This is a genomic window from Lelliottia jeotgali, from assembly GCF_016771845.1.
GTDB classification, from domain to species: Bacteria; Pseudomonadota; Gammaproteobacteria; order Enterobacterales; family Enterobacteriaceae; genus Enterobacter; species Enterobacter jeotgali.
The window spans coordinates 69327-90566 of the sequence record NZ_JAENMQ010000003.1; the positions used below are offsets into that span (position 1 = coordinate 69327).

The 21240-nt window shown below is 51.8% G+C and carries 20 protein-coding genes and 1 pseudogene; 9 read left to right on the forward strand and 12 right to left on the reverse strand.

The window, feature by feature from the left end; all coding sequences use genetic code 11:
• Positions 1-65: 65 nt before the first annotated feature.
• Together ghoS and JBO43_RS09125 are read left to right on the forward strand one after the other, a co-directional pair.
• On the forward strand, positions 66-356 hold the full coding sequence (ghoS, locus tag JBO43_RS09120) for a type V toxin-antitoxin system endoribonuclease antitoxin GhoS (protein ID WP_095281714.1): 291 nt from the start codon (positions 66-68) through the stop codon (positions 354-356).
• 105 nt (positions 357-461) lie between these two features.
• Positions 462-1322, forward strand: a complete 861-nt coding sequence (locus JBO43_RS09125) for a fructosamine kinase family protein (protein WP_202674152.1) — start codon at positions 462-464, stop codon at positions 1320-1322.
• A gap of 36 nt (positions 1323-1358) precedes the next feature.
• Here the strand turns inward: JBO43_RS09125 and JBO43_RS09130 are convergent, their stop codons facing one another.
• A complete protein-coding gene (locus tag JBO43_RS09130) occupies positions 1359-1895 on the reverse strand; it encodes a YniB family protein (RefSeq protein WP_095281712.1) in 537 nt (178 codons plus the stop codon).
• Positions 1896-2042: 147 nt separating this feature from the next.
• Between JBO43_RS09130 and hxpB the strand changes: the two genes are divergently transcribed.
• The 4 genes from hxpB to JBO43_RS09150 all read left to right on the forward strand — a co-directional run bounded on the left by hxpB (position 2043) and on the right by JBO43_RS09150 (position 5824).
• The gene (hxpB, locus tag JBO43_RS09135; RefSeq protein WP_202674153.1) at positions 2043-2711 is read left to right on the forward strand and encodes a hexitol phosphatase HxpB; all 669 of its coding nucleotides are present in this window, start codon (positions 2043-2045) and stop codon (positions 2709-2711) included.
• Positions 2712-2858: 147 nt separating this feature from the next.
• On the forward strand, positions 2859-3620 hold the full coding sequence (gene kduD / locus JBO43_RS09140; RefSeq protein WP_202674154.1) for a 2-dehydro-3-deoxy-D-gluconate 5-dehydrogenase KduD: 762 nt from the start codon (positions 2859-2861) through the stop codon (positions 3618-3620).
• Positions 3621-3714: 94 nt separating this feature from the next.
• Positions 3715-4305: a metal-dependent hydrolase gene (locus tag JBO43_RS09145; RefSeq protein WP_095284247.1), complete on the forward strand. Its 591-nt coding sequence runs from the start codon at positions 3715-3717 to the stop codon at positions 4303-4305.
• A gap of 127 nt (positions 4306-4432) precedes the next feature.
• The gene (locus JBO43_RS09150) at positions 4433-5824 is read left to right on the forward strand and encodes an L-cystine transporter (RefSeq protein WP_095281709.1); all 1392 of its coding nucleotides are present in this window, start codon (positions 4433-4435) and stop codon (positions 5822-5824) included.
• A gap of 70 nt (positions 5825-5894) precedes the next feature.
• Here the strand turns inward: JBO43_RS09150 and JBO43_RS09155 are convergent, their stop codons facing one another.
• Positions 5895-8606, reverse strand: a complete 2712-nt coding sequence (locus JBO43_RS09155) for an RCC1 domain-containing protein (protein WP_202674155.1) — start codon at positions 8604-8606, stop codon at positions 5895-5897.
• Between the two features lie 371 nt (positions 8607-8977).
• Positions 8978-9361, reverse strand: coding sequence for a cell division activator CedA (gene cedA / locus JBO43_RS09160; RefSeq protein ID WP_331251892.1), 384 nt, complete (start codon positions 9359-9361; stop codon positions 8978-8980).
• 79 nt (positions 9362-9440) lie between these two features.
• Between cedA and katE the strand changes: the two are divergent.
• A pseudogene (katE, locus tag JBO43_RS09165) lies at positions 9441-11519 on the forward strand (catalase HPII); the annotation flags it as partial.
• 171 nt (positions 11520-11690) lie between these two features.
• Here the strand turns inward: katE and chbG are convergent.
• The 7 genes from chbG to osmE all read right to left on the reverse strand — a co-directional run bounded on the left by chbG (position 11691) and on the right by osmE (position 17531).
• A complete protein-coding gene (gene chbG, locus JBO43_RS09170; RefSeq protein ID WP_095281705.1) occupies positions 11691-12449 on the reverse strand; it encodes a chitin disaccharide deacetylase in 759 nt (252 codons plus the stop codon).
• Positions 12450-12460: 11 nt separating this feature from the next.
• A complete protein-coding gene (locus JBO43_RS09175) occupies positions 12461-13810 on the reverse strand; it encodes a 6-phospho-beta-glucosidase (RefSeq protein ID WP_103947557.1) in 1350 nt (449 codons plus the stop codon).
• 115 nt (positions 13811-13925) lie between these two features.
• On the reverse strand, positions 13926-14747 hold the full coding sequence (gene chbR / locus JBO43_RS09180) for a transcriptional regulator ChbR (protein ID WP_095281703.1): 822 nt from the start codon (positions 14745-14747) through the stop codon (positions 13926-13928).
• A gap of 24 nt (positions 14748-14771) precedes the next feature.
• Positions 14772-15119 (reverse strand): PTS N,N'-diacetylchitobiose transporter subunit IIA, encoded by a 348-nt coding sequence (gene chbA, locus JBO43_RS09185; RefSeq protein WP_095281702.1) that lies wholly within the window; start codon positions 15117-15119, stop codon positions 14772-14774.
• A 46-nt stretch (positions 15120-15165) separates the two neighbouring features.
• Complete coding sequence (gene chbC / locus JBO43_RS09190; protein WP_095281701.1) at positions 15166-16524, reverse strand: PTS N,N'-diacetylchitobiose transporter subunit IIC; 1359 nt, start codon at positions 16522-16524, stop codon at positions 15166-15168.
• Positions 16525-16605: 81 nt separating this feature from the next.
• Positions 16606-16926 carry a PTS N,N'-diacetylchitobiose transporter subunit IIB gene (chbB, locus tag JBO43_RS09195; RefSeq protein ID WP_095281700.1) on the reverse strand — a complete coding sequence of 107 codons (321 nt, stop codon included), beginning with the start codon at positions 16924-16926 and terminating at the stop codon, positions 16606-16608.
• Positions 16927-17189: 263 nt separating this feature from the next.
• Entirely contained in the window at positions 17190-17531 is a 342-nt protein-coding gene (osmE, locus tag JBO43_RS09200) for an osmotically-inducible lipoprotein OsmE (protein ID WP_095281699.1), read from the reverse strand.
• 231 nt (positions 17532-17762) lie between these two features.
• Between osmE and nadE the strand changes: the two genes are divergently transcribed.
• Entirely contained in the window at positions 17763-18590 is an 828-nt protein-coding gene (gene nadE / locus JBO43_RS09205; protein ID WP_095281698.1) for an NAD(+) synthase, read from the forward strand.
• A 217-nt stretch (positions 18591-18807) separates the two neighbouring features.
• On the forward strand, positions 18808-19713 hold the full coding sequence (gene cho / locus JBO43_RS09210) for an excinuclease Cho (protein ID WP_237730002.1): 906 nt from the start codon (positions 18808-18810) through the stop codon (positions 19711-19713).
• Here cho and ves read toward each other — a convergent pair.
• Together ves and spy are read right to left on the reverse strand one after the other, a co-directional pair.
• Complete coding sequence (gene ves, locus JBO43_RS09215) at positions 19691-20248, reverse strand: environmental stress-induced protein Ves (protein WP_103948552.1); 558 nt, start codon at positions 20246-20248, stop codon at positions 19691-19693. The genes cho and ves overlap by 23 nt on opposite strands.
• A 299-nt stretch (positions 20249-20547) precedes the next feature.
• Positions 20548-21039 carry an ATP-independent periplasmic protein-refolding chaperone Spy gene (gene spy / locus JBO43_RS09220; RefSeq protein WP_202674158.1) on the reverse strand — a complete coding sequence of 164 codons (492 nt, stop codon included), beginning with the start codon at positions 21037-21039 and terminating at the stop codon, positions 20548-20550.
• Between the last annotated feature and the right edge of the window lie 201 nt (positions 21040-21240).

A 21240-nucleotide genomic window follows, 5' to 3' on the forward strand; every position in this document is an offset into this window, starting at 1 on the left:
TGAGTCGCCAAACTGGCGCTATCGACTATGCTAAGAAAACTTTCGCGATAACAAAGAGGTGAAATATGAGCAGTGGTGACATCACCCGCTACGTCGTAACCATCAAAATTCATGAAGACTCGCTGACTGAACTCAACGAGATAACCAACCACTTTTCTCGCGGCGGCTTTTTGCTGACGCTAACCGATGACGAGGGCAACGTTCACGATCTAGGTATCAATACCTTCGGTCTGATAAGCACTCTCAATGCTGATGAAGTGAAAGCACTGGCCAGCGGGCTGGTCGAGAGCGCAACAGGCAAAGACGCTGACATCGCCGTGAACACCTGGGAAGAGTGGCAAAAGATAGAACAATAAATGCCCTGTAACGATCCATACGGCTCAGGTGTGCGTTAGCTCGTATTAATTAATAGCGGTTATGCGCTAACGTTATGATCTGGCGGACAACATGGGAGAATCATCATGTGGCAGGCTATCAGTCATCTTTTAAGCGAGCAACTGGGCGACGGAGAAATTGAGCTGCGAAACGAGTTGCCGGGCGGTGAGATCCACGCCGCATGGCATCTACGCTTCGCGGGACGCGATTTTTTCGTCAAATGTGATGAGCGGGAATTGCTTCCTATCTTCACTGCCGAGGCCGATCAGCTGGAATTATTGTCGCGCAGCAAAACCGTCTCAGTCCCTCAGGTCTGGGCGCTTGGCAGCGATCGCGACTACAGCTTTCTGGTGATGGATTATCTCCCTGCCCGTCCGCTGGACGCGCACAACGCGTTTCTGTTGGGCCAGCAAATTGCTCGTCTGCATCAATGGAGCGATCAGCCGCAGTTTGGTCTTGATTTTGATAACGATCTTTCCACCACGCCACAACCCAACGCCTGGCAGCGCCGCTGGTCTACATTCTTTGCCGAACAACGCATCGGATGGCAGCTGGAGCTTGCTGCGGAAAAAGGGCTGGAATTTGGCAATATCGACGCCATCGTGGAACATATCCAGCAGCGACTTTCCTCGCATCAGCCGCAACCTTCGCTCCTGCATGGCGATTTATGGTCCGAAAACTGTGCATTAGGACCGAACGGGCCTTACATTTTTGATCCGGCCTGTTACTGGGGCGACCGCGAGTGTGACCTGGCAATGTTGCCGCTGCATCCGGAACAGCCGCCGCAAATCTACGATGGCTATCAGTCAGTTTCCCCACTGCCCGCAGGATTTCTCGAACGACAGCCAATCTACCAACTCTATACGCTCTTTAACCGGGCGATTTTGTTCGGAGGCAACCATCTGGTGAATGCGCAGCGTGCGCTTGAGCGGGTATTAGCGGCGTAACAGTAGAAACGGGTGGCAAAAACCACCCGTTTTGCTTTACAGAAAACCGAGCAATGAAAAGAAGAAATAGCCGCCAACGATAATAATCACCGGCAGGACATACAGCGGGAAAATCTGCAGGAAAATGGTGTGATGTGGCACCACAATGCGCGATTCAATCTGCTCGCGAGTGAGCCCATCTGCGCCTTTCGCTTGTTCCAGAATCAGCTGGTCTTCCACCCCTTCACGCAAGAATCGAGTTTGACGGCTCATCCGCGCGCCGGATGCCTGTAACGCCAGCGCGATGAATATCAGCGCAAAGATAATCCAGAACACAAGATTCAGCTTTTGATGAAAATCAGGCGTCGGTGAGTTGTACCAGAAGACATTAAGAAACGGCGTATTAAAGCGCATCATCTCGATCATGACATGCGCAAAATCAAGCATAACTGCATTGATACCCGCCTGTTTTTCACTGTGCTCATACATGAATTTCAGCACAGAGATCAGCGTGGAAATCACGGCCGGAATAAAAATCACCCATCCGGCAATGCGTTTTAGTACCGCTATGCGTCCAGCTTGTTGATACGTCATCAGTTCCCCTTCATTAAGACGCTCTTTAAGAGCCTAAGTTTACCTTCTGCTTACGAATTTCGCCCGTTCTTTAAGGCCAATTATGCTAAATTGCGGGGTAACTTTAGACTGCTCTCGTCTTGAAAACCTGTGAATGGAGATATCGTTATGTCGACCCCGCGCCAGATTGTTGCTGCCATTTTCGATATGGATGGATTGTTGATCGATTCCGAACCACTGTGGGATCGTGCCGAACTGGATGTCATGGCCAGCATTGGAGTGGATATCAGCCGCCGTAGCGAACTCCCGGACACGCTGGGACTGCGCATCGATATGGTTGTTGAACTCTGGTATGCCCACCAGCCGTGGAACGGCCCAAGCCGCCAGGAAGTGACCGACCGCATTATTAGCCGTGCGATTTCTCTGGTCGAAGAAAATCGCCCCTTGCTGCCGGGCGCGCGTGAAGCCATCGCCCTGTGTAAAGCGCAGGGGCTGAAAGTCGGTCTGGCATCCGCGTCACCGCTGCACATGCTGGAAAAAGTGCTGGAAATGTTCGATTTGCGCAGCAGCTTCGACGCACTGGCTTCGGCGGAAAAGCTGCCGTACAGCAAGCCGCATCCGCAGGTTTATATGGATTGTGCAGCAAAACTCGGCGTTGATACGCTGGCCTGTGTGGCGCTGGAAGATTCGGTCAACGGTATGATCGCCTCCAAAGCAGCGCGGATGCGTTCCATCGTGGTCCCGGCAGAAGAAGGCCAGCACGATCCGCGTTTTTCCCTTGCAGACGCTAAACTGGTGACGCTGAACGACCTCACCGTAGCCCATTTGCGCGGCTAATCACTCCCCTTCGGGCAACGTTCAGTTGCCCGAAAATATGACTCTCGGTCCATTTTTAAAACATCATTTCATTTTTATTTGTATTTCTGCGAAGTGCCTCCTATTCTTACTCTCAGAACGATAATAACCCTACAATCTGAGGTAAATATGATACTGGATGCCTTTAATCTGGCGGGAAAAGTGGCCATCGTCACCGGCTGCGATACCGGTTTAGGCCAGGGAATGACGCTGGGACTGGCGCAAGCAGGATGCGATATCGTGGGCGTTAACCGCAAAATTCCCGAAGAAACTTCAGCAAAAGTGAAAGCCCTGGGCCGACGTTTTACGGCGATTCAGGCCGATCTCAGCCAACAGGAATCCATAGAAACCGTTGTGGCTAAGGCGGTATCGGAGATGGGGCATATCGATATTCTGGTGAACAACGCCGGGACAATCCGTCGGGAGGACGCCCTGTCATTCAGTGAAAAAAACTGGGATGACGTCATGAACCTGAATCTGAAGTCAGTCTTTTTTCTCTCTCAGGCCGTCGCACGTCAATTTATTGCCCAGGGCGAAGGCGGCAAAATCATTAATATCGCCTCAATGCTCTCTTTCCAGGGCGGGATCCGCGTGCCGTCCTATACCGCATCCAAAAGTGGCGTATTAGGCATCACGCGCCTGCTGGCAAACGAGTGGGCTGAACACGGCATTAATGTGAACGCGATTGCGCCAGGCTATATGGCGACGAACAATACGCAGGAACTCCGTGACGATGCCAAGCGTAGTCAGGAGATTTTGGAACGCATACCCGCCGCACGCTGGGGACGACCCGAAGATCTGCAAGGCCCGGTGGTTTTCCTGTCCTCCAGCGCATCTGACTATATCAACGGATATACGCTCGCCGTTGATGGAGGCTGGCTGGCGCGCTAACGCCAGTTTGTGACAAAGAGTTACACCGTAACCTCTTCCGCCTACTGTACAAAAACCCTATACTGTATGAATTGACAGTTTCATGGGTTTCATCATGACGGCGGAAGGCCATCTCCTATTTTCTATTGCCTGCGCAGTGTTTGCCAAAAACGCTGAGCTAACCCCTGTTCTGGCGCAGGGTGACTGGTGGCATATTGTTCCTTCTGCGGTTCTGACCTGTTTGCTGCCGGATATCGATCATCCGAAGTCTTTCCTGGGTCAGCGTCTGAAATGGATAGCAAAACCCATCGCCAGGGCGTTCGGCCATCGTGGTTTTACCCACAGTCTGTTGGCGGTGTTTATTCTGCTGACCTTCTTCTATTTAAAGATCCCCGAAAGCTGGATTGTTCCCGCTGATGCTATTCAGGGTATGGTGCTCGGCTACTTGAGCCATATTCTGGCCGATATGCTCACACCCGCCGGCGTTCCTCTGCTGTGGCCGTGCCGCTGGCGTTTTCGCTTTCCGATTCTGGCCCCGCAAAAAGGCAATCAACTGGAGCGTGTATTGTGCATGGCCCTGTTTGCGTATTCAGTCTGGATGCCGCAAACGCTGCCCGAAAATGGTGCAGTTCGTTGGTCATCGCAGATGATTAATACGCTGCAATTTCAGTTTAATCGTTTTATTCATCACCAGATTGAACAATAAACCTACAAAACAATATCATTTGTCATAATCCATTCCATTTGGATATAAGCGCTACATCACACTTCTGCTAACCTTGCGCCAACAGGATCGGAATATACCGGTCGGAATAGAGATCAGGAGAACGGGGATGAATTTTCCACTAATTGCGAACATCGTGGTGTTCGTTGTCTTGCTATTGCTGCTGGCGCAGACGCGTCATAAGCAGTGGAGCCTGGCGAAGAAGGTACTCGTCGGTCTGGGAATGGGTGTGGTATTTGGTCTGGCGTTGCAGGCAATTTACGGCTCCGATAACCCGGTACTGAAGGATTCTATCCAGTGGTTTAATGTGGTCGGTAACGGCTACGTGCAACTGCTGCAAATGATCGTCATGCCGTTGGTCTTCGCCTCCATTCTGAGCGCCGTTGCCCGTCTGCATAACGCGTCACAACTGGGCAAAATCAGCTTCCTGACCATCGGCACCCTGCTGTTCACCACGCTGATTTCCGCGCTGGTCGGTGTGCTGGTCACAAATCTGTTTGGTCTGACCGCTGAAGGTTTGGTGCAGGGCACCGCGGAAACCGCACGTCTGGCCGCCATTCAAACCAACTACGCCGGTAAAGTGGCTGACCTGAGCGTGCCTCAGCTGCTGCTGTCCTTCGTACCGAAAAACCCGTTTGCTGACCTGACTGGCGCGAACCCGACGTCGATTATTAGCGTCGTGATTTTTGCCGCCTTCCTGGGTGTGGCTGCGCTGAAACTGCTGAAAGACGATGCACCAAAAGGCCAGCGCGTACTGACCGCTATCGACACGCTGCAAAGCTGGGTGATGAAGCTGGTACGTCTGGTGATGCAGCTGACCCCCTACGGCGTTTTGGCACTGATGACCAAAGTCGTTGCTGGTTCTAACCTGCAGGACATCATCAAACTGGGCAGCTTCGTGATTGCCTCATATCTCGGTCTGGCCATCATGTTTGTAGTGCACGGCATCCTGCTGGGTGTGAACGGCGTGAGCCCGCTGAAATTCTTCCGCAAAGTCTGGCCAGTGCTGACTTTCGCCTTCACCAGCCGCTCCAGCGCTGCGTCTATTCCACTGAACGTGGAAGCGCAGACCCGTCGTCTAGGTGTGCCGGAATCTATCGCCAGCTTCTCCGCCTCTTTTGGCGCGACTATTGGTCAGAACGGCTGTGCCGGTCTGTACCCGGCGATGCTGGCAGTGATGGTGGCACCAACGGTTGGTATCAACCCACTTGATCCGGTGTGGATTGCAACGCTGGTCGGTATCGTCACCGTCAGCTCCGCCGGTGTTGCTGGTGTCGGTGGTGGCGCAACCTTCGCGGCACTGATCGTACTGCCTGCGATGGGCCTGCCGGTCACGCTGGTTGCCCTACTGATCTCCGTTGAGCCGCTGATCGACATGGGTCGTACTGCGTTGAACGTCAACGGTTCCATGACCGCCGGTACGCTCACCAGCCAGTGGCTGAAGCAGACTGACAAAGAAATTCTCGATAGCGAGGAGAACGCTGAACTGGCGCATCGTTAATCGACTACGAACGATAAAAGGCCCTCAATTGAGGGCCTTTTTTTTGGTCTTACCGAGGTGTTAACACTATTTATTTATCAGAGGCTTCATAGGATATATTCCCCTGAAGTTCGGCGGGGACATCCCAGACTGATACCGGTGATGTCGGCAAACCTCCCCATGCCAGAACGGAATGGTCATTCTTCAATATGCAAAAACCCGTAGTATATGGATTCCCGTAGACAGCACAGATATTGCTTAACTTCGACTCAATAAATGTGATGTCAGCGACGTTAACCAAATCCGAGCCCCATCTGACCACTGTTCCATCGCTTTTCAAAGCTGCAAAAGCGTAAGCGGTACCAGCCAATGCAACAACGTCGGATAGACCTTCAGGAACGACCAATCGTCTTGGGTTTTCCGCATCCCCCCAGAGCACAATGGTAGCGTCAGACCTTAGCGCAGCCAGTTGAGTGCCACTGGACTGTACATCAACAATATCAGTGAACGCCGCAATATTTTCTGGTAAGACGCCGCCATACCTTGGGTCTCCCCAGGCGACAATATGGCCAGTGGCACGAAATGCGACGTTACATCCTCCTAGCCAGCCCCAGCTACGTACTTCGACGATATCTGTTAATACAGCGATATCATCAGGTAGTGCCATATTATTATCTGTTTTTCCCCATTGAACGATGGAGTGGTTACTTCTCAATGCCACGAAACAATCTGTACCACCCTCGCTGACAGAAACAATATCGGTCATTGCGGCGATATCAGCGGGTAACGAGGAACTATTACTGCCCTTGCTCCCCCATGCAACAACTTGCCCTGTGGCACGCAGGGCAGCGTACGTTTCTGTAGCTGATGCGTAAATTTCAACAATATCAGTCAGCGCGGCAATTTCATGAGTTAAAGTAATTGGTGGGACAGTATAGGCGGCATTGCCCCACATCACGACTGAACCGTTGGCGCGTAATGCTACAAATGTTTCTCCGCTGCCGATAATTTTAACCACATCGGTTAATGTCGCAATGTCGGCGGGAATGATGCATTTAAACTTTCCATACCAAACAAATAATTGCCCGTCCGCGTTGCGCGCACAAGGGGTATAAGAATTGGGGCCAATTTCAAGTACATGGTGATTGCGGATATCTGTAGGGTTAAATCCAGCGCTGTCATCATATCCCCACCCTACCGCTTTCCCATCGTTATTTATTGCAGAGTAAGCCAACTGCTGACATGTCACATTAAGAGCATTTAAAACAATCGGGTCTGAATTATTTATACTGACCTCTAAACGCTTAGCCCATCGGGTATCGGTGAAATACTTTCCGGTGAATACACTATCTTCGTCCGCATAACGCCACTTAGCTTCGACAGGAACCAATATTTCATTATCTAAAGCCACCAGCCGCTTCATGGTTACGTGGCTTGATCTCGCTCCCATCACCTTTAGATTATTCACGGGTGCGTAATAACTAATATTCCCCTGCAAATCTGTCGGGATGTCGGCCATATTTCCGCCGCTACCTTTGTTGCCCCAAACAACTAGTTCGCTATCTGCGTTGATGGCAAAAAAACTGTCGCGATTGGCATAGACCGCTGCGATATTCTGCAATTCCAGTAGCAGACCTTCCGTGGAATATTTTCCCCAGCCGACGACACGACCATCACTTTTTAAGGCCGCAACAGAATTGGTTGAGGTCGTAAGTGCAACAACATCGCTTAATGCTGTAGGTAACGCAGCCCCTGATGCAACATCGCCCCATGCGACAACGTGACCATTAGCACGCAGCAGAATCACCGCGCCGTCTGTCATTTGCACATCAACTATGTCGTCTAGCAGCGCTATTTCCGCTGACAGTTCAGCATTAACCCCCCAGGCGATGACATGACCCGTCGCGCGACGCGCAACAAAGGTGTCAACGGAGCCCGTAATATCCTTGATATCGCTTAGTTCCGCCACCATCGCTGACACCTGGCCGCCTTGTGCGCTGTTTCCCCACGCAACAACCTGGCCATTTTCACGGCGTGCGGCAAAGGCGGAAAAGGTGGATTGCACATCAACGATATCGGTGAGCAATGCAATTTCCGCTGACAGGCTACCGCCATATTCGCCTGAACCCCACGCAACAATATGGCCTGTAGCCCGGCGTGCGACAAAAGCGTCATCACTGGACACGATATCGACAATGTCTGTCAGGGCAGCGATTTCCGCCGGCACGATGGCCGCAGGAGTTTCACTTCCCCAGGCAACAACTTGACCTGTCGCACGCAATGCTACCATTGCGTTTTTAGCCCCCCGAATGCTCACGATATCGCGCAACCCGGCGATATCATCGGGAATAGCAAGTTGCCCACCCTCGCCCGTCTCGAAGCCCCAGTCAAACACCTGACCTTCATCATTGAGTGCGCACAATGCCTGATTAAAACCGGCAAAACTGATGACGTCATGATTGCGGGTACTGACGGGAGGTACACCGCCGCAACTATCCAGGCCCCATGAGGTTACGGTACCGTCATTTTTCCGCGCGACTGCAGCGAAAAGATTCCCGTCAATATTGGCAGGATTAAGCGGAACCCGGCCCATATAGCCTGCGGCACGGGCATACAGTTTTTTTTCTGGATGAATATCCGTGAAGGCGCTATTGATGGCTGAAACAGTCTCCCCCTCGTAATTCCATTCAGCGACAACTGGCAATAACGTCAGGCTATCAAGCGCCACCAGACGATGACGTGCCGCTAAATAACTCGTAGAGTTTTGGCTACGAGCACCCATTATTTTTAATGATGAAGCCATTTCTAATTCCTTATGTGATAGAGCTTTAAATTTAATCCTCGATGATGCCGTCTTGAATCTAAAGCAAGGTAACCACGCTAAGTAACGCGAAACGGTATCAAAAATCACACAAGATAAAAAAACATCATTTAATTATTTATTCAGTGAGCTTAATTAATAACACGAAAATACGTGTATTACTGATGAACGGGATGATTAGGTTATGCTGTCCCTGAACACTCAAAGCATCTATTAATTTTTGTAATGGAGAAATGATGTATTAATGCGGAAGATAATAATGAGAACATAGAAAAGTCGGACAGACGCAGACATGTTTTACCGGAGTTTTACTTCTTCAGCTAACACTCCGTCGCTGCACCTGTTATAGAACATTATTCCTGAATATCGTCTTCCTGGCGGATTTGCGCCGCCCAGCGCTGCGCGGCTTCCGGAACCGTAAACGTCGGCGAGCGGCGGAAATGTTCCCCCATCAGGACAAACGCCACGTATTTTCCTCGTAGCTGCCAGACATCACGAAAGCCGTCCACCTTCAGGGCGTGATCGGGCGGCGCAGGTTCGACGCGAGGCACGTAGCTAATGACACGACGGTTTTGTTGACGAAATGATTTCATAAGCGACTGGTTCACTAAAGCAAATTCTGGAAACAGGAAAAACCAATCATAGCCGATTCCGCCCCTTCGCGTCGCGCCTTGCGTGCGACATTCCCGCAAGCACATGCCCCGAAAACTCTCAGTTTGCCTGTCTGTAAAGCGCATTGCTCTATAGTTAATGGGGCCTTTCGCCACAACGACCGTATTTCAGCAATGAAAACAGGAGACGCGTGCAATGTCGAAGAACGATAAAATCAAAAAGTTAGAGCCATTTCGCAAAAACGGGACGGACTCTTCGCTCACCACTAATCAGGGCGTGCGAATCGCCGATGACCAGAACTCCCTGCGCGCGGGGAACCGTGGTCCAACGCTGCTGGAAGATTTCATCCTGCGCGAAAAAATCACCCATTTTGACCACGAACGTATACCGGAACGCATAGTACACGCCCGTGGCTCTGCCGCGCATGGATACTTCCAGCCGTATAAAGCGTTAAGCGATATCACCAAAGCCGACTTCCTTTCTGATCCGAACAAAATCACTCCGGTCTTTGTGCGTTTTTCGACGGTTCAGGGCGGCGCGGGTTCGGCCGACACCGTGCGTGATATTCGCGGTTTCGCCACCAAATTCTATACCGAAGAAGGCATTTTTGATCTCGTCGGCAACAACACGCCGGTGTTCTTTATTCAGGATGCGCACAAGTTTCCTGACTTTGTCCATGCGGTAAAGCCAGAGCCTCACTGGGCTATTCCGCAGGGACAAAGCGCGCATGACACCTTCTGGGACTATGTTTCGCTCCAGCCGGAAACGCTGCATAACGTGATGTGGGCGATGTCCGATCGCGGTATCCCACGCAGTTACCGCACGATGGAAGGTTTCGGCATCCACACCTTCCGTCTGATTAATGCCGAAGGGAAAGCGACATTCGTGCGTTTTCACTGGAAACCGGTAGCCGGGAAGGCCTCTCTGGTCTGGGACGAAGCGCAAAAACTCACCGGGCGCGATCCCGATTTTCATCGCCGCGAGCTGTGGCAATCCATCGAAGCGGGCGATTTCCCGGAGTACGAACTGGGGCTTCAGCTGATTCCTGAGGAAGACGAGTTTAAGTTTGATTTCGATCTACTCGACCCGACCAAACTGATCCCGGAAGAACTGGTCCCGGTACAACTGGTCGGCAAAATGGTGCTCAATCGCAATCCGGACAACTTCTTTGCCGAAAACGAGCAGGTGGCATTCCATCCGGGGCACATCGTTCCGGGGCTGGACTTCACCAACGATCCGCTTCTGCAGGGGCGTTTATTCTCGTATACCGATACGCAGATCAGCCGTCTCGGCGGGCCGAACTTCCACGAAATCCCGATCAATCGCCCAACCTGCCCGTACCATAATTTCCAGCGTGACGGGATGCATCGTCAGGATATCGACACCAATCCGGCCAACTATGAACCGAACTCGATCAACGATAACTGGCCGCGCGAAACCCCACCGGGGCCAAAAGGTGGCGGATTTGAGTCCTATCAGGAGCGTGTTGAAGGGACAAAAATTCGTGAACGCAGCCCATCGTTCGGTGAACATTACACCCACCCTCGCCTGTTCTGGCAAAGCCAGACCCCGATTGAGCAGGAACACATCATCGGCAGTTTTAGCTTTGAATTAGGCAAAGTGGTGCGGACCTATATTCGAGAACGCGTGGTGGATCAGCTGGCGCATATCGACATTCAACTGGCCCAGGGCGTGGCGGATAATCTTGGGATCACGCTTAGCGACGAGCAACGTAATACCACCCCGCCGAAAGACGTTAATGGGCTAAAAAAAGATGCATCACTGAGCCTGTATGCCGTGCCGGGCGGAACGATCAAAGGGCGCGTAGTGGCGGTACTGCTCAACGACAAAACTTCCGCAAAAGATGTGCTGGCGATCCTGAAAGCGCTAAAAGCCAAAGGCGTGCATGCCCAGTTGCTCTATAAGCGTATGGGGGAAGTGGAAGCGGACGATGGTTCCACGCTGCCGATTGTCGGCACCTTTGCCGGGTCTCCGTCCCTTACCGTCGATGTGGTGATTGTACCAGGCGGGGACATTCAGAGTCTGCTCGACAATGGCGATGCGGCTTATTACCTGCTGGAAGCCTATAAGCACCTGAAGCCTGTTGCGCTGGCAGGCGATGCGCGTCAGTTTAAATCGCTGCTTAAAGTGGCGGATAAAGGCGAAGAAGGGATTGTGGAGGGTGATAAAGTCGCTGGGCCGTTTATGGATCAGCTGTTCGAGCTGCTGGCGGCACACCGGGTGTGGTCGCGCAGCAGTAAAATCGCTCAGATTCCGGCGTAAAACCGCCGAATGCGCTGCGCTTATCCGGCCTACAAGGTCAATGCAAAACGGCAACCCGAAGGTTGCCGTTTTTGATGTTTTCTCCCTCTCCCGTGGGAGAGGGTTGGGGTGAGGGCATCAAACCGCACGAACCCCGTAGGCCGGGTAAGCACTAGCGCCATCCGGCAATGCTTACAGATCGCTAAACGTTCCTAATCGATACCCACGCTCCGCAATCGCATACTTCAGCGACGGCGACGTTAGCACGTCCAGCTCCGCCAGACGCGGCCAGCAATAGGCGCTTTTACGCACCGTATTATCAACAAACGCCGGGTGAGCCATGATTTCCAGCGAACGTTCTCCGCGGGCAGCAGAAGCATCCAGCTCCTGTAACAGCAGCGCTTCGCTGATCTCGTCCCCGTAGAAATCGCTGCTGAAACCGTCAGTGGTCGGCGCATCACTCAGAGTAAGAGCGTGCAAGGCTTGCACCTGACGGTCAACGCGCATCGCCACACCTTTACGTGCTGCAAACTCTGCCACCAGTGGGAAAATCGCCGGGATCATATGCACATGGTGATGGCTGTCGAGATGCGTCGGTTCACGGCCAAAGAGGTCGACGAAACGGTTAAACTGGCAGTCAAGTTCACGCGCAATCTCGTCGAGCGGCAGCGTGCCCTGCTCTGCCATCTCCCAGATCCATTTCCCCAGCAGCCCGTCACGCGTCAGTCCAGGCATCGGGGAAAGCGGCATGCCAAGCGTCAGCACGAAGTGCATCCCCACGCCGAGCTTCGGCAGATCGCGACTCAACGCCGCCGCATGTTCCACCGCCTCGCCGTTGACCAGCGCAGTGGTGGATGTCACGACGCCGTGACGACAGGCTTCGGCAATACCGTAGTTTTGCCCTTTTGACAGGCCAAAATCATCGGCATTAACGATCAACAGATTTTCCATTTCTGTTCCTCTTAGCGTTGTTTGAGTTTCTCAGTCGCTGCCGCAAAGTTTGGCAACCATTTCTCATGCGCAAGAATCATTTCGCGGGCCAGCGATTCCGCATCGCGGTCAGAATGCACCAGCGGGCTGAGGTTCAGCGCCAGCAGCACATCGTTAAACTCACCGCTCAGCGCCGCGTGGCTGGCTGCAATTTCGAAGCCTTTAATGGTGTGAATCAGTCCCATTACTTTGTCATCGAAATGGGTGATGCGGGAATGTGGCTTCGCACCGTCGCGCCCCAGGATGCAGGTCATCTCAACCGCCCAGTCTGCCGGGATATTGTCGATATGGCCGTGATGCGGCACGTTCACATAATGCTCAGCCTGTTTGTCATTGTAAATCGCATTAATGACCTCACAAGCGGCATCGGAATAGTATGCCCCGCCGCGCTGTTCCAGCTCTTTCGGTTTGACGTTGAGATTAGGATCTTTATACAAATCAAAGAGCTGTTTCTCAACCTTCTGCACCACCTGAGCACGCGCACCGCCTTTATAGTACTCGCCCATTTCGATGGCCAGCATCTCTTTCTGCTTGAAGTAATAGAGCAGATAAGAACATGGCAGCAGATTCAGCGAGCGAATCAGCCCTTCGCTGAACGGCAGGTCGAAGATGTTTTTCACCGAACCGGCGGTCAGACGGCCAGAAGCCACGCCGTCCAGCAGTTCAGCAAAACGGGATTCGCCATTCACAATCACATCTTTGATGAAGACCATGTGGTTCAGGCCGAACAGATCGATAGAGAGATCGTCGCTGTCGGTCAATTTCAGCACATCGCGAATAAACATTTTCATGCCAATCGGGATATTACATACGCCGATAAAGCGTTTGAAACCGGTGTGGCGATAGACCGCTTCCGTCACCATCCCGGCCGGGTTAGTGAAGTTAATCACCCACGCCTGCGGGCAGATCTCTTCCACATCTTTGATGATATCGAAAATCACCGGAATGGTGCGTAAGCCTTTAAACAGGCCACCTGCGCCGTTGGTTTCCTGGCCCAGATAGCCGTGGCTCAGCGGAATGCGCTCATCGAGTTCGCGCGCTTTCAGCTGGCCGACACGCAGCTGGGTGGTAACGAAGTCCGCGTCTTTCAGCGCCAGACGACGATCCAGGGTCTTATGTACAGTTAACGGAACACCGGCTTTCTGCACCATGCGCTGGCACAGGTCGAAAATAATATCGAGCTTCTCCTGCCCTTCTTCTACGTCAACCAGCCATAATTCGCTGACCGGTAATTCATGATAACGTTTCAGAAAACCTTCGAGCAGTTCCGGGGTATAGCTGCTGCCGCCGCCAATTGTTACGACTTTCAATTTCTTTTGCATAATATCTCCCTTCGCGTATCAGGTTAGCCGCCTGTAAAGTATAGCGTGACGTTCCCGCTATTTTGGGCAAGCTTTTAAGTCAATATTCCTGGCGAATAAATTCGCCACGAGTGAATTAGTTATTCATTACCGTTAAATTCTTCCGATAGCTATTCGGCGTGAATGAGGTGAATTTTTTAAAGGTTTTAATAAACAAGCTCGGACTACTGTAACCCGACTCGTAGGCAATATCGGTGACCGAATAGTTGGTAATTTCCAGCTGTTTTTTGGCAAAATTAATACGAATACCGTTAATAATTTGCACCGGCGTTTTTTGATAATAGCGCTGGGTGGCGCGGGTAAGATATTCCTGCGATTTACCCGACAAGGCGATCATATTTTCCAGCGCACTGTCACCAAACTGACGTTTGTCGTGCATTAACTCAACGGTGGTCCGCAGCCACTGCGGGATATCATCGATCACCTGCTGCTCATCACGATGATGGCGCAGGCGGTTCATCACATAAAAGGTGACCGTTTCAATAAACTCATCAAACTCACTGTCACGGAAGTTAAGTGAGGCGATAACCGTTTCGATCCAGGTCATGAACCCATTTTTAATGCGATAGACCTGCGAGGCGACAAAACAGAACGGCACGAGCGGTAAGTAGTGTTTTTCGAAGAAACGTCTGCTCACGCCGACGTTCAGAATGCGCGTGGCACCAAATTCATAAAAGCTCTGGTGATACGAACCCATCGGCAGGAACACAAAGTCACCGCGCTCCAGCAGGACGCGCTTGCCGTTGATCTCCTGGTAATAGCGCCCGGTCAGCACAATGGTGAACTCGTAGTAATCATGCTGGTGCAGACCACTCACGCTTTCAGTTTTGTTGTAGATAACCACGTGAAAATTCTTGCCGTTAAACAATTGCTGCTCAAATGCGGTTTTAATTTCCATCGTGATTACCTCCTGGGGCCTGACTTACTGCATTTTCTCGTGAAGCTCGATGAGCTCAGCAACCAGCTCACGCGCCAGCATCGAGGTCATTAAATGGTCCTGGGCATGAACCAGCACCAGACTGACCTTCATTTTACCTTCACCCTGGTCGCTTTCGATAAGCTTAGTTTGTACCAGATGTGCTTCATTCAGTGCGGTGCGTGACTGATCCATCATACGTTTTGCAGCGGCAAAATCACCCTGCTTGGCTTGCTTAAGTGCAGCATATGCCAGGCTGCGTGCCTGTCCAGAATTGATGATAAGTCCCATCACCACTTCTTCCAGATCGTTCTCTACCGCTTCTTCTGCTGCAATGTTATCCAAATCAAACATCTTACGTCTCCTTTTACAGGCGCGGGTTGCCCCGCGCCAGACAATCTTAGAACTTCAGTGCATTCGCGATGTCTTCTTCGCTTTCCTGCTCATCAAGTACCGCCTGCGCCTTATTCGATACCGCCACGAATGGCAGGTAAACCAGCGTCGAGACGCCCAGGTTGAACAGGGCTACGCAGAGTGCTGCGATGCTACCGTTACTGTTGAAGAAGGCGCCAAGACCAGTAGGCATTGTCCACGGTGCCAGGTTGGTGACCGGCGGGATAATCCCCATCGAGTAAGCGGCCAGGGTAATGGCGGCCAGAATCGGCTGAACCAGTACGAACGGGATAAACATCACCGGGTTCATGATGATCGGCAGACCAAACAGAATCGGTTCGTTAATCTGGAAGATACCTGACGGCAGCGCCAGTTTTGCTACCTGACGGTGATCCGCGCGGCGTGAACCGATGAAGATAGCGATAATCAGACCCAGCGTAGCCCCGGAACCGCCCAGCAGGATGTAGGAATCCAGCATCGGTTTCGCCCAGAAGTGGAACTCTTTACCAGCGGCAATCGCTGCTTCAACTGAACCGTACTGGTTGTAGAGCGCGATGTTTTCCAGTGCCCACGGGGTCATGATGCCGTTATCCAGCGCGGTCAGCGCCAGTGAACCGTGCACGCCGAAGAACCACAGCAGGGAGTTAAAGATAACGTAAGCCCAGCCCACTACGCTGCCCATTGATGCCAGCGGCGTGGAGATTGAGTCCATGATGATCTGGTGGAAGTTGCTGCCGTGGTTGGCCAGCAGCCAGGAGATAATGCCGAAGATAGACAAAATCAGGAAGCCAGGAATCAACGCGGAGAAAGAGCGTGAAACGGAGGACGGCACGCTGTCCGGCAGAGTAATGACCCAGTTGCGACGAATCACAAAGGTAAACATTTCTGCCACGATCAGGCCAATCACCATCCCGGAGATAATGTTCTGACCACCGAGCCAGTTGGCACCGACTGCATAGGCTTCACCGACGCTGTAAGGGGTCACGGTCATAAAGGCCGCCACCGCTAAAAGACCGGCGGCCATCGGGTCAACTTTTCGTTCTTCAGCTAACGCGGAACCAATGAAAAAAGGTGCCATCAGCGACATAATGCCCAACGTACCGTTGTACACGTTGCCGCCGATGGCTTTAAAGCCATTCAGGGTTTCAATGGTGGAAGCGTCTAACCGAATGCCCATAGAATAGAAAAACGAGCCTTCGCCGAAACTTAAAAAGACGTTATTGATTAAAACAAACATCGCCCCTGCGAGAGTCAACGGCATTAATTTAATAAAGCCGTTTTTGATCGCATTAATATGCGGCTGCTTTCCTATTTTAACAGCAAAAGGAAGGAGGACCTTTTCAAGAGAGCTAATAACTTGACTCATAGAAATTACCCTTAAATGCCGCAATGAAAATATTGCGGCGTAAGTGTGTGAAATAACTCTTTGACGGGAAAAATTTAAATTTTAATTAGCGGCAGCTTTTTTAATTGATGCGACTGCAGCTTTAAGCACACCCAAACCATCAATTTTGCCGTACAGCGCAGAATCGATCACTTCAACAGGTTTGTTCGGTAATAAACGTTGGATCTCAGGCAGCATGTACGCGATTTGCGGCCCCAGCAGAATGACATCTGCGTTCTGGCCTTTCTCGCCTGCCAGCGTTTCAGGAAACGCTTCGATGATGACAGGAACTTCATACTTTTCGGCCTGCGCACGCATTTTGGAAACCAGTAGCGACGTTGACATGCCCGCAGAGCAGAACAGATAGATATGTTTCTTTTCCATAGCAACTTCCCTCTTGTATGACCCTCACCATCGCCCTTCAGCCCGCTAGTGAGTGTTACTCTTGTTTGTCATTGAATAGGAGTATACGGCATGGCACAGGGAGGGGATAATTCCGAAGGAGTCACAATTGTCTCTCCTTGACCTGTCGTTTTGACTGCCCTCACATTTTAGGCAAATAATTCGCGCAAAGAAATAAGATTATTACAGACACAAAAAAACCGGCTCATTGGCCGGTTTGTGATATTGCTCAGGCAAGCAGGTAATTACGCTTTAGGGGCCTGCGGGTCGGTGTCGTACTCAGCGCAGGTCTGATAACCGGAGTTGATTACGTGTCCGGTATCATCCAGTGCAACAAAGTAGGTTTCCGCTTTACCATCCCGTTGACCCAGAATATAGGTCTGACAAGTACCACGTGCGTGGATCATCGTGACTTCAGAAGAAGGTTTACCCGCGACCTGCGCAACCTGCGCACGGCTCATGCCTTTCTTCACATCTTTTACGACCGGCTGTGTAAATTGATCGGATGTACGATCGTAAGCTGTACAGCCTGCCAGCATAGTCAATACCGCCGCTGCACTTAGAATTCCCGCTACATTCTTGTTCATATTCCGTCCTCTTGTTTATCAGCGTGTTATCTAAGCATGGAACAAAAATTCCTATTCATCAACTTTGACGACGAAGCGGTAGGTTTTTCGGAAAATTCTAATAAAACAACGATAACCTGCTAAATCGTCGCAATTTGCCGCACTCGAAACTGTGATCCTTGTCGTTTTACGCCCAAAGGGTTAGTTTTAACGAATACTCATTCTGCTTCGTTTTTGCTAATGGAGGGCGTAATGGCTCTGCAACAAGAGATTATTCAGGCGCTTGGCGTAACGCCATCAGTCGATGCCAATCATGAGATCCGCCGCAGCATCGATTTTTTGAAATCGTATCTGAAAACCAATTCGTTCCTTAAGTCTCTGGTGCTGGGGATCAGCGGCGGCCAGGACTCGACGCTGACCGGCAAACTGTGCCAGATGGCTATTTCAGAATTGCGTCAGGAAACCGGTGACGATGCGCTGCAGTTTATCGCCGTGCGCCTTCCTTATGGTGTGCAGGCCGACGAGCAAGATTGTCAGGATGCGATTGCGTTTATCCAGCCGGATCGTGTTCTCACTGTGAACATCAAAGGCGCAGTCTTAGCCAGCGAGCAGGCGTTGCGTGACGCCGGAATCGAGCTGAGCGATTTCGTTCGCGGTAATGAAAAAGCCCGCGAGCGCATGAAAGCCCAGTACAGCATCGCCGGAATGACCAAAGGCGTGGTGGTCGGCACCGATCATGCGGCAGAGGCCGTCACCGGTTTCTTCACCAAATACGGCGACGGCGGCACCGACATCAACCCGATTTTCCGCCTCAACAAGCGCCAGGGTAAGCAACTGCTCGCCACGCTTGGCTGCCCGGAACACTTATATAAGAAAGCCCCAACCGCCGATCTCGAAGACGATCGCCCTTCTCTTCCGGATGAAGTTGCCCTGGGTGTGACGTACGAAAACATCGACGATTATCTGGAAGGTAAAACGCTCGATGAGAAAATCGCTCGCACCATTGAAAGCTGGTATCTGAAAACCGAGCACAAGCGCCATACGCCGATTACAATTTTCGACGACTTCTGGAAACGGTAATTTCCGTACCTGTTGCCGGATGGCGCTGCGCTTATCCGGCCTACAAGGTAAATGTAAAACGGCAACGCAAGTTGCCGTTTTTAATGTTTGCGCCCTCTCCCGGTGGGAGAGGGTTGGGGTGAGGGCACCAGTCCGCACCGGTCAGCCAGGCCGGGTAAGGCGAAGCCGCCACCCGGAATTTGTCTCTTTTTTAACCGGCACCTCTCTGCTACACTGTATGCCTGAACAGTATCAGGAGTCTTTTGTGAGCAGGCGTCAATCCGCCCCGCGTCTTGAATTTGAAGCGGCGGCCATCTACGAATATCCCGAACATCTTCGCCCCTGGCTCGAAGCACTGCCAAAGCAGCCTGGCGTCTATTTTTTTCATGGCGAAAGCGATGCAATGCCGCTCTATATCGGCAAAAGCGTCAATCTCCGCAGCCGGGTCCTGTCGCACCTGCGCACTCCTGACGAAGCCGCCATGCTGCGCCAGTCACGACGAATTACCTGGATACAAACCGCAGGTGAACTGGGCGCGTTACTGCTGGAGGCCAGGCTCATTAAAGAACAGCAACCGTTGTTCAATAAACGTCTGCGCCGCAATCGTCAGCTGTGTTCGCTGCAAATCACTGACGGCAAACCGCAGGTGGTGTATGCCCGCGACATTGATTTTTCTCACGCGCCAAATTTATACGGGCTGTTTGCTAACCGCCGCGCGGCGCTACAGGCTCTGCAAACCCTCGCCGACGCCGAGAAGCTGTGCTACGGATTATTAGGCCTGGAATCGATGACGCGCGGACGCGCCTGTTTTCGCTCAGCGTTAAAACGCTGTGCCGGCGCATGCTGTGGCAAAGAGAGCGTGGAAGATCATCAGGCGAGATTACAAGCCGGGCTGGCTGCGCTGCGCGTGACCTGCTGGCCGTGGGAAGGCGCAATTGCGCTGAAAGAAGGTAGCCAGGCGATGACGCATTACCACATCATTCACAACTGGCTGTGGCTGGGTGCCGTCAACACCTTAAAAGATGCAACGGCCCTGCTGAAAACCCCCGCCGGATTTGATCACGACGGCTACAAAATTCTCTGTAAGCCGCTGCTCTGTGGCGAGTATGAAATTATTGAGCTTAATGCCCCGGCAGCCACGTAATTTCACTGAACAGCAACGTACCTTCGGATTCCAGTAAGCGCAGGGTATGGGTTCCGTCCTGCCAGCTTGCGCCCTGGTCGGCAGTCAGGAGTTTGTCACCTAACTGCCATGCCCCGCTCAGAACAAACGCCACGCCGCCGCGCGAGGCAAAAGTCGTAAAGGTGCGATCGGCCACCCGCACTTTGGCCTGGCAGTAATCCCGCTTCGTCATGATATTAAAATCCATCGACATCTGCCCTTCAGTGAGTTTCGCTTTCACCGGATGATCGCCCGCAAAGCTGAACGGCTGGTGACGCTTCAGGGTATGGCAAAAGGTCTGGCCCGCATCGAGGGTCACTTCGCCGCCTTCAATCAGGGTAATGACCCGATCGACGCCTGGAAAGAGAGAGAATTCGCCGTTGCTGGCGATAGAGGCAATACTGGCACGCCAGTGAAAATCACGGGTCGCAGTGGGAAAGCAACAAATCTCGCGGGTTTCGCCCGCGCCGTTTCGCCAGAGATTTACCGGCATCTTGCGGATATCAAAAAACTCCATCACCACTCCTGAAAGACGCAATCAGCGCCAGAGCGACGATACGTATAGCGTCGCTGTCTTGATTGTTATCGTTGGGTAATCACAGACGTATTATCGGCAGCGTTGCTTTGATGCCTTAGCGAAGAGAGAAAAAAAACGCTAACGCGCTGACTCTTCAGACAGTTCTTATTACCGACTACAGGAGCATACCGTGATGGCGGCGGGTGACAAGAGGGTATGAAAGAAAAAACCGCCGGACCTGTCCACAGCAATTGCGCTTATGTGAACAGGTGTCCGGCGGTCTTAATATGATGTGCTGTTTATTCAGCAGGCGGAGCCATTTTACCTTCTGGTGCCGGACGTTCTGTCAGACGCTTCTCAAAATTGGCATTAAATTGCTTTTTCTGTTCCGGGGTCAGAATGTTGTAGATCTTGTTCTGAGTCTCCATGCGGGCCAGCATTCCGGCTTTGTGCTGCTCGGCCATTTTGTCGATCTGCGCTTCAGCTTTTGCTTTATCGAAGCTGTCGCTGGCAATCAGGTCATGCATGGCGCGGCGTTCTTCCAGCGGTGGGCGTTTCATCTGGTCACGCTGGCTTTTCATGATGTCGCGAACCTGCTGTTTTTGGGCATCGGTCAGATTCAGGTCTTTAAACATCATGTCGTGATGCATACCCGGCTTGCCCTTGTGATGCATCATCATCTTGCCTTCGGTCGGTGCAGCGGTGGTCGTCGCGGTGTCCGCAGCGAACGCCATGCCGGTAGCGCCCAGAGCCAGGGTAGAAGCAACAAACAGTGCAGTTAATTTACGCATAATTGTTTTCCTTTCTTTCAGTTATTCTTCGGCGCTATGCCGTGTTGACGAGATTAACTTTACGGGGTTTATCGTCAATTAGTCAGAGCAACAGTAAAACAATGAAAGTGTAAAAAACAATTTATCGCCAAATGTGGAGAAATTAAGGATAAAACATGGAGAGTTGAAACGGAAATATTCAATATAATGATTTTAAAGAGA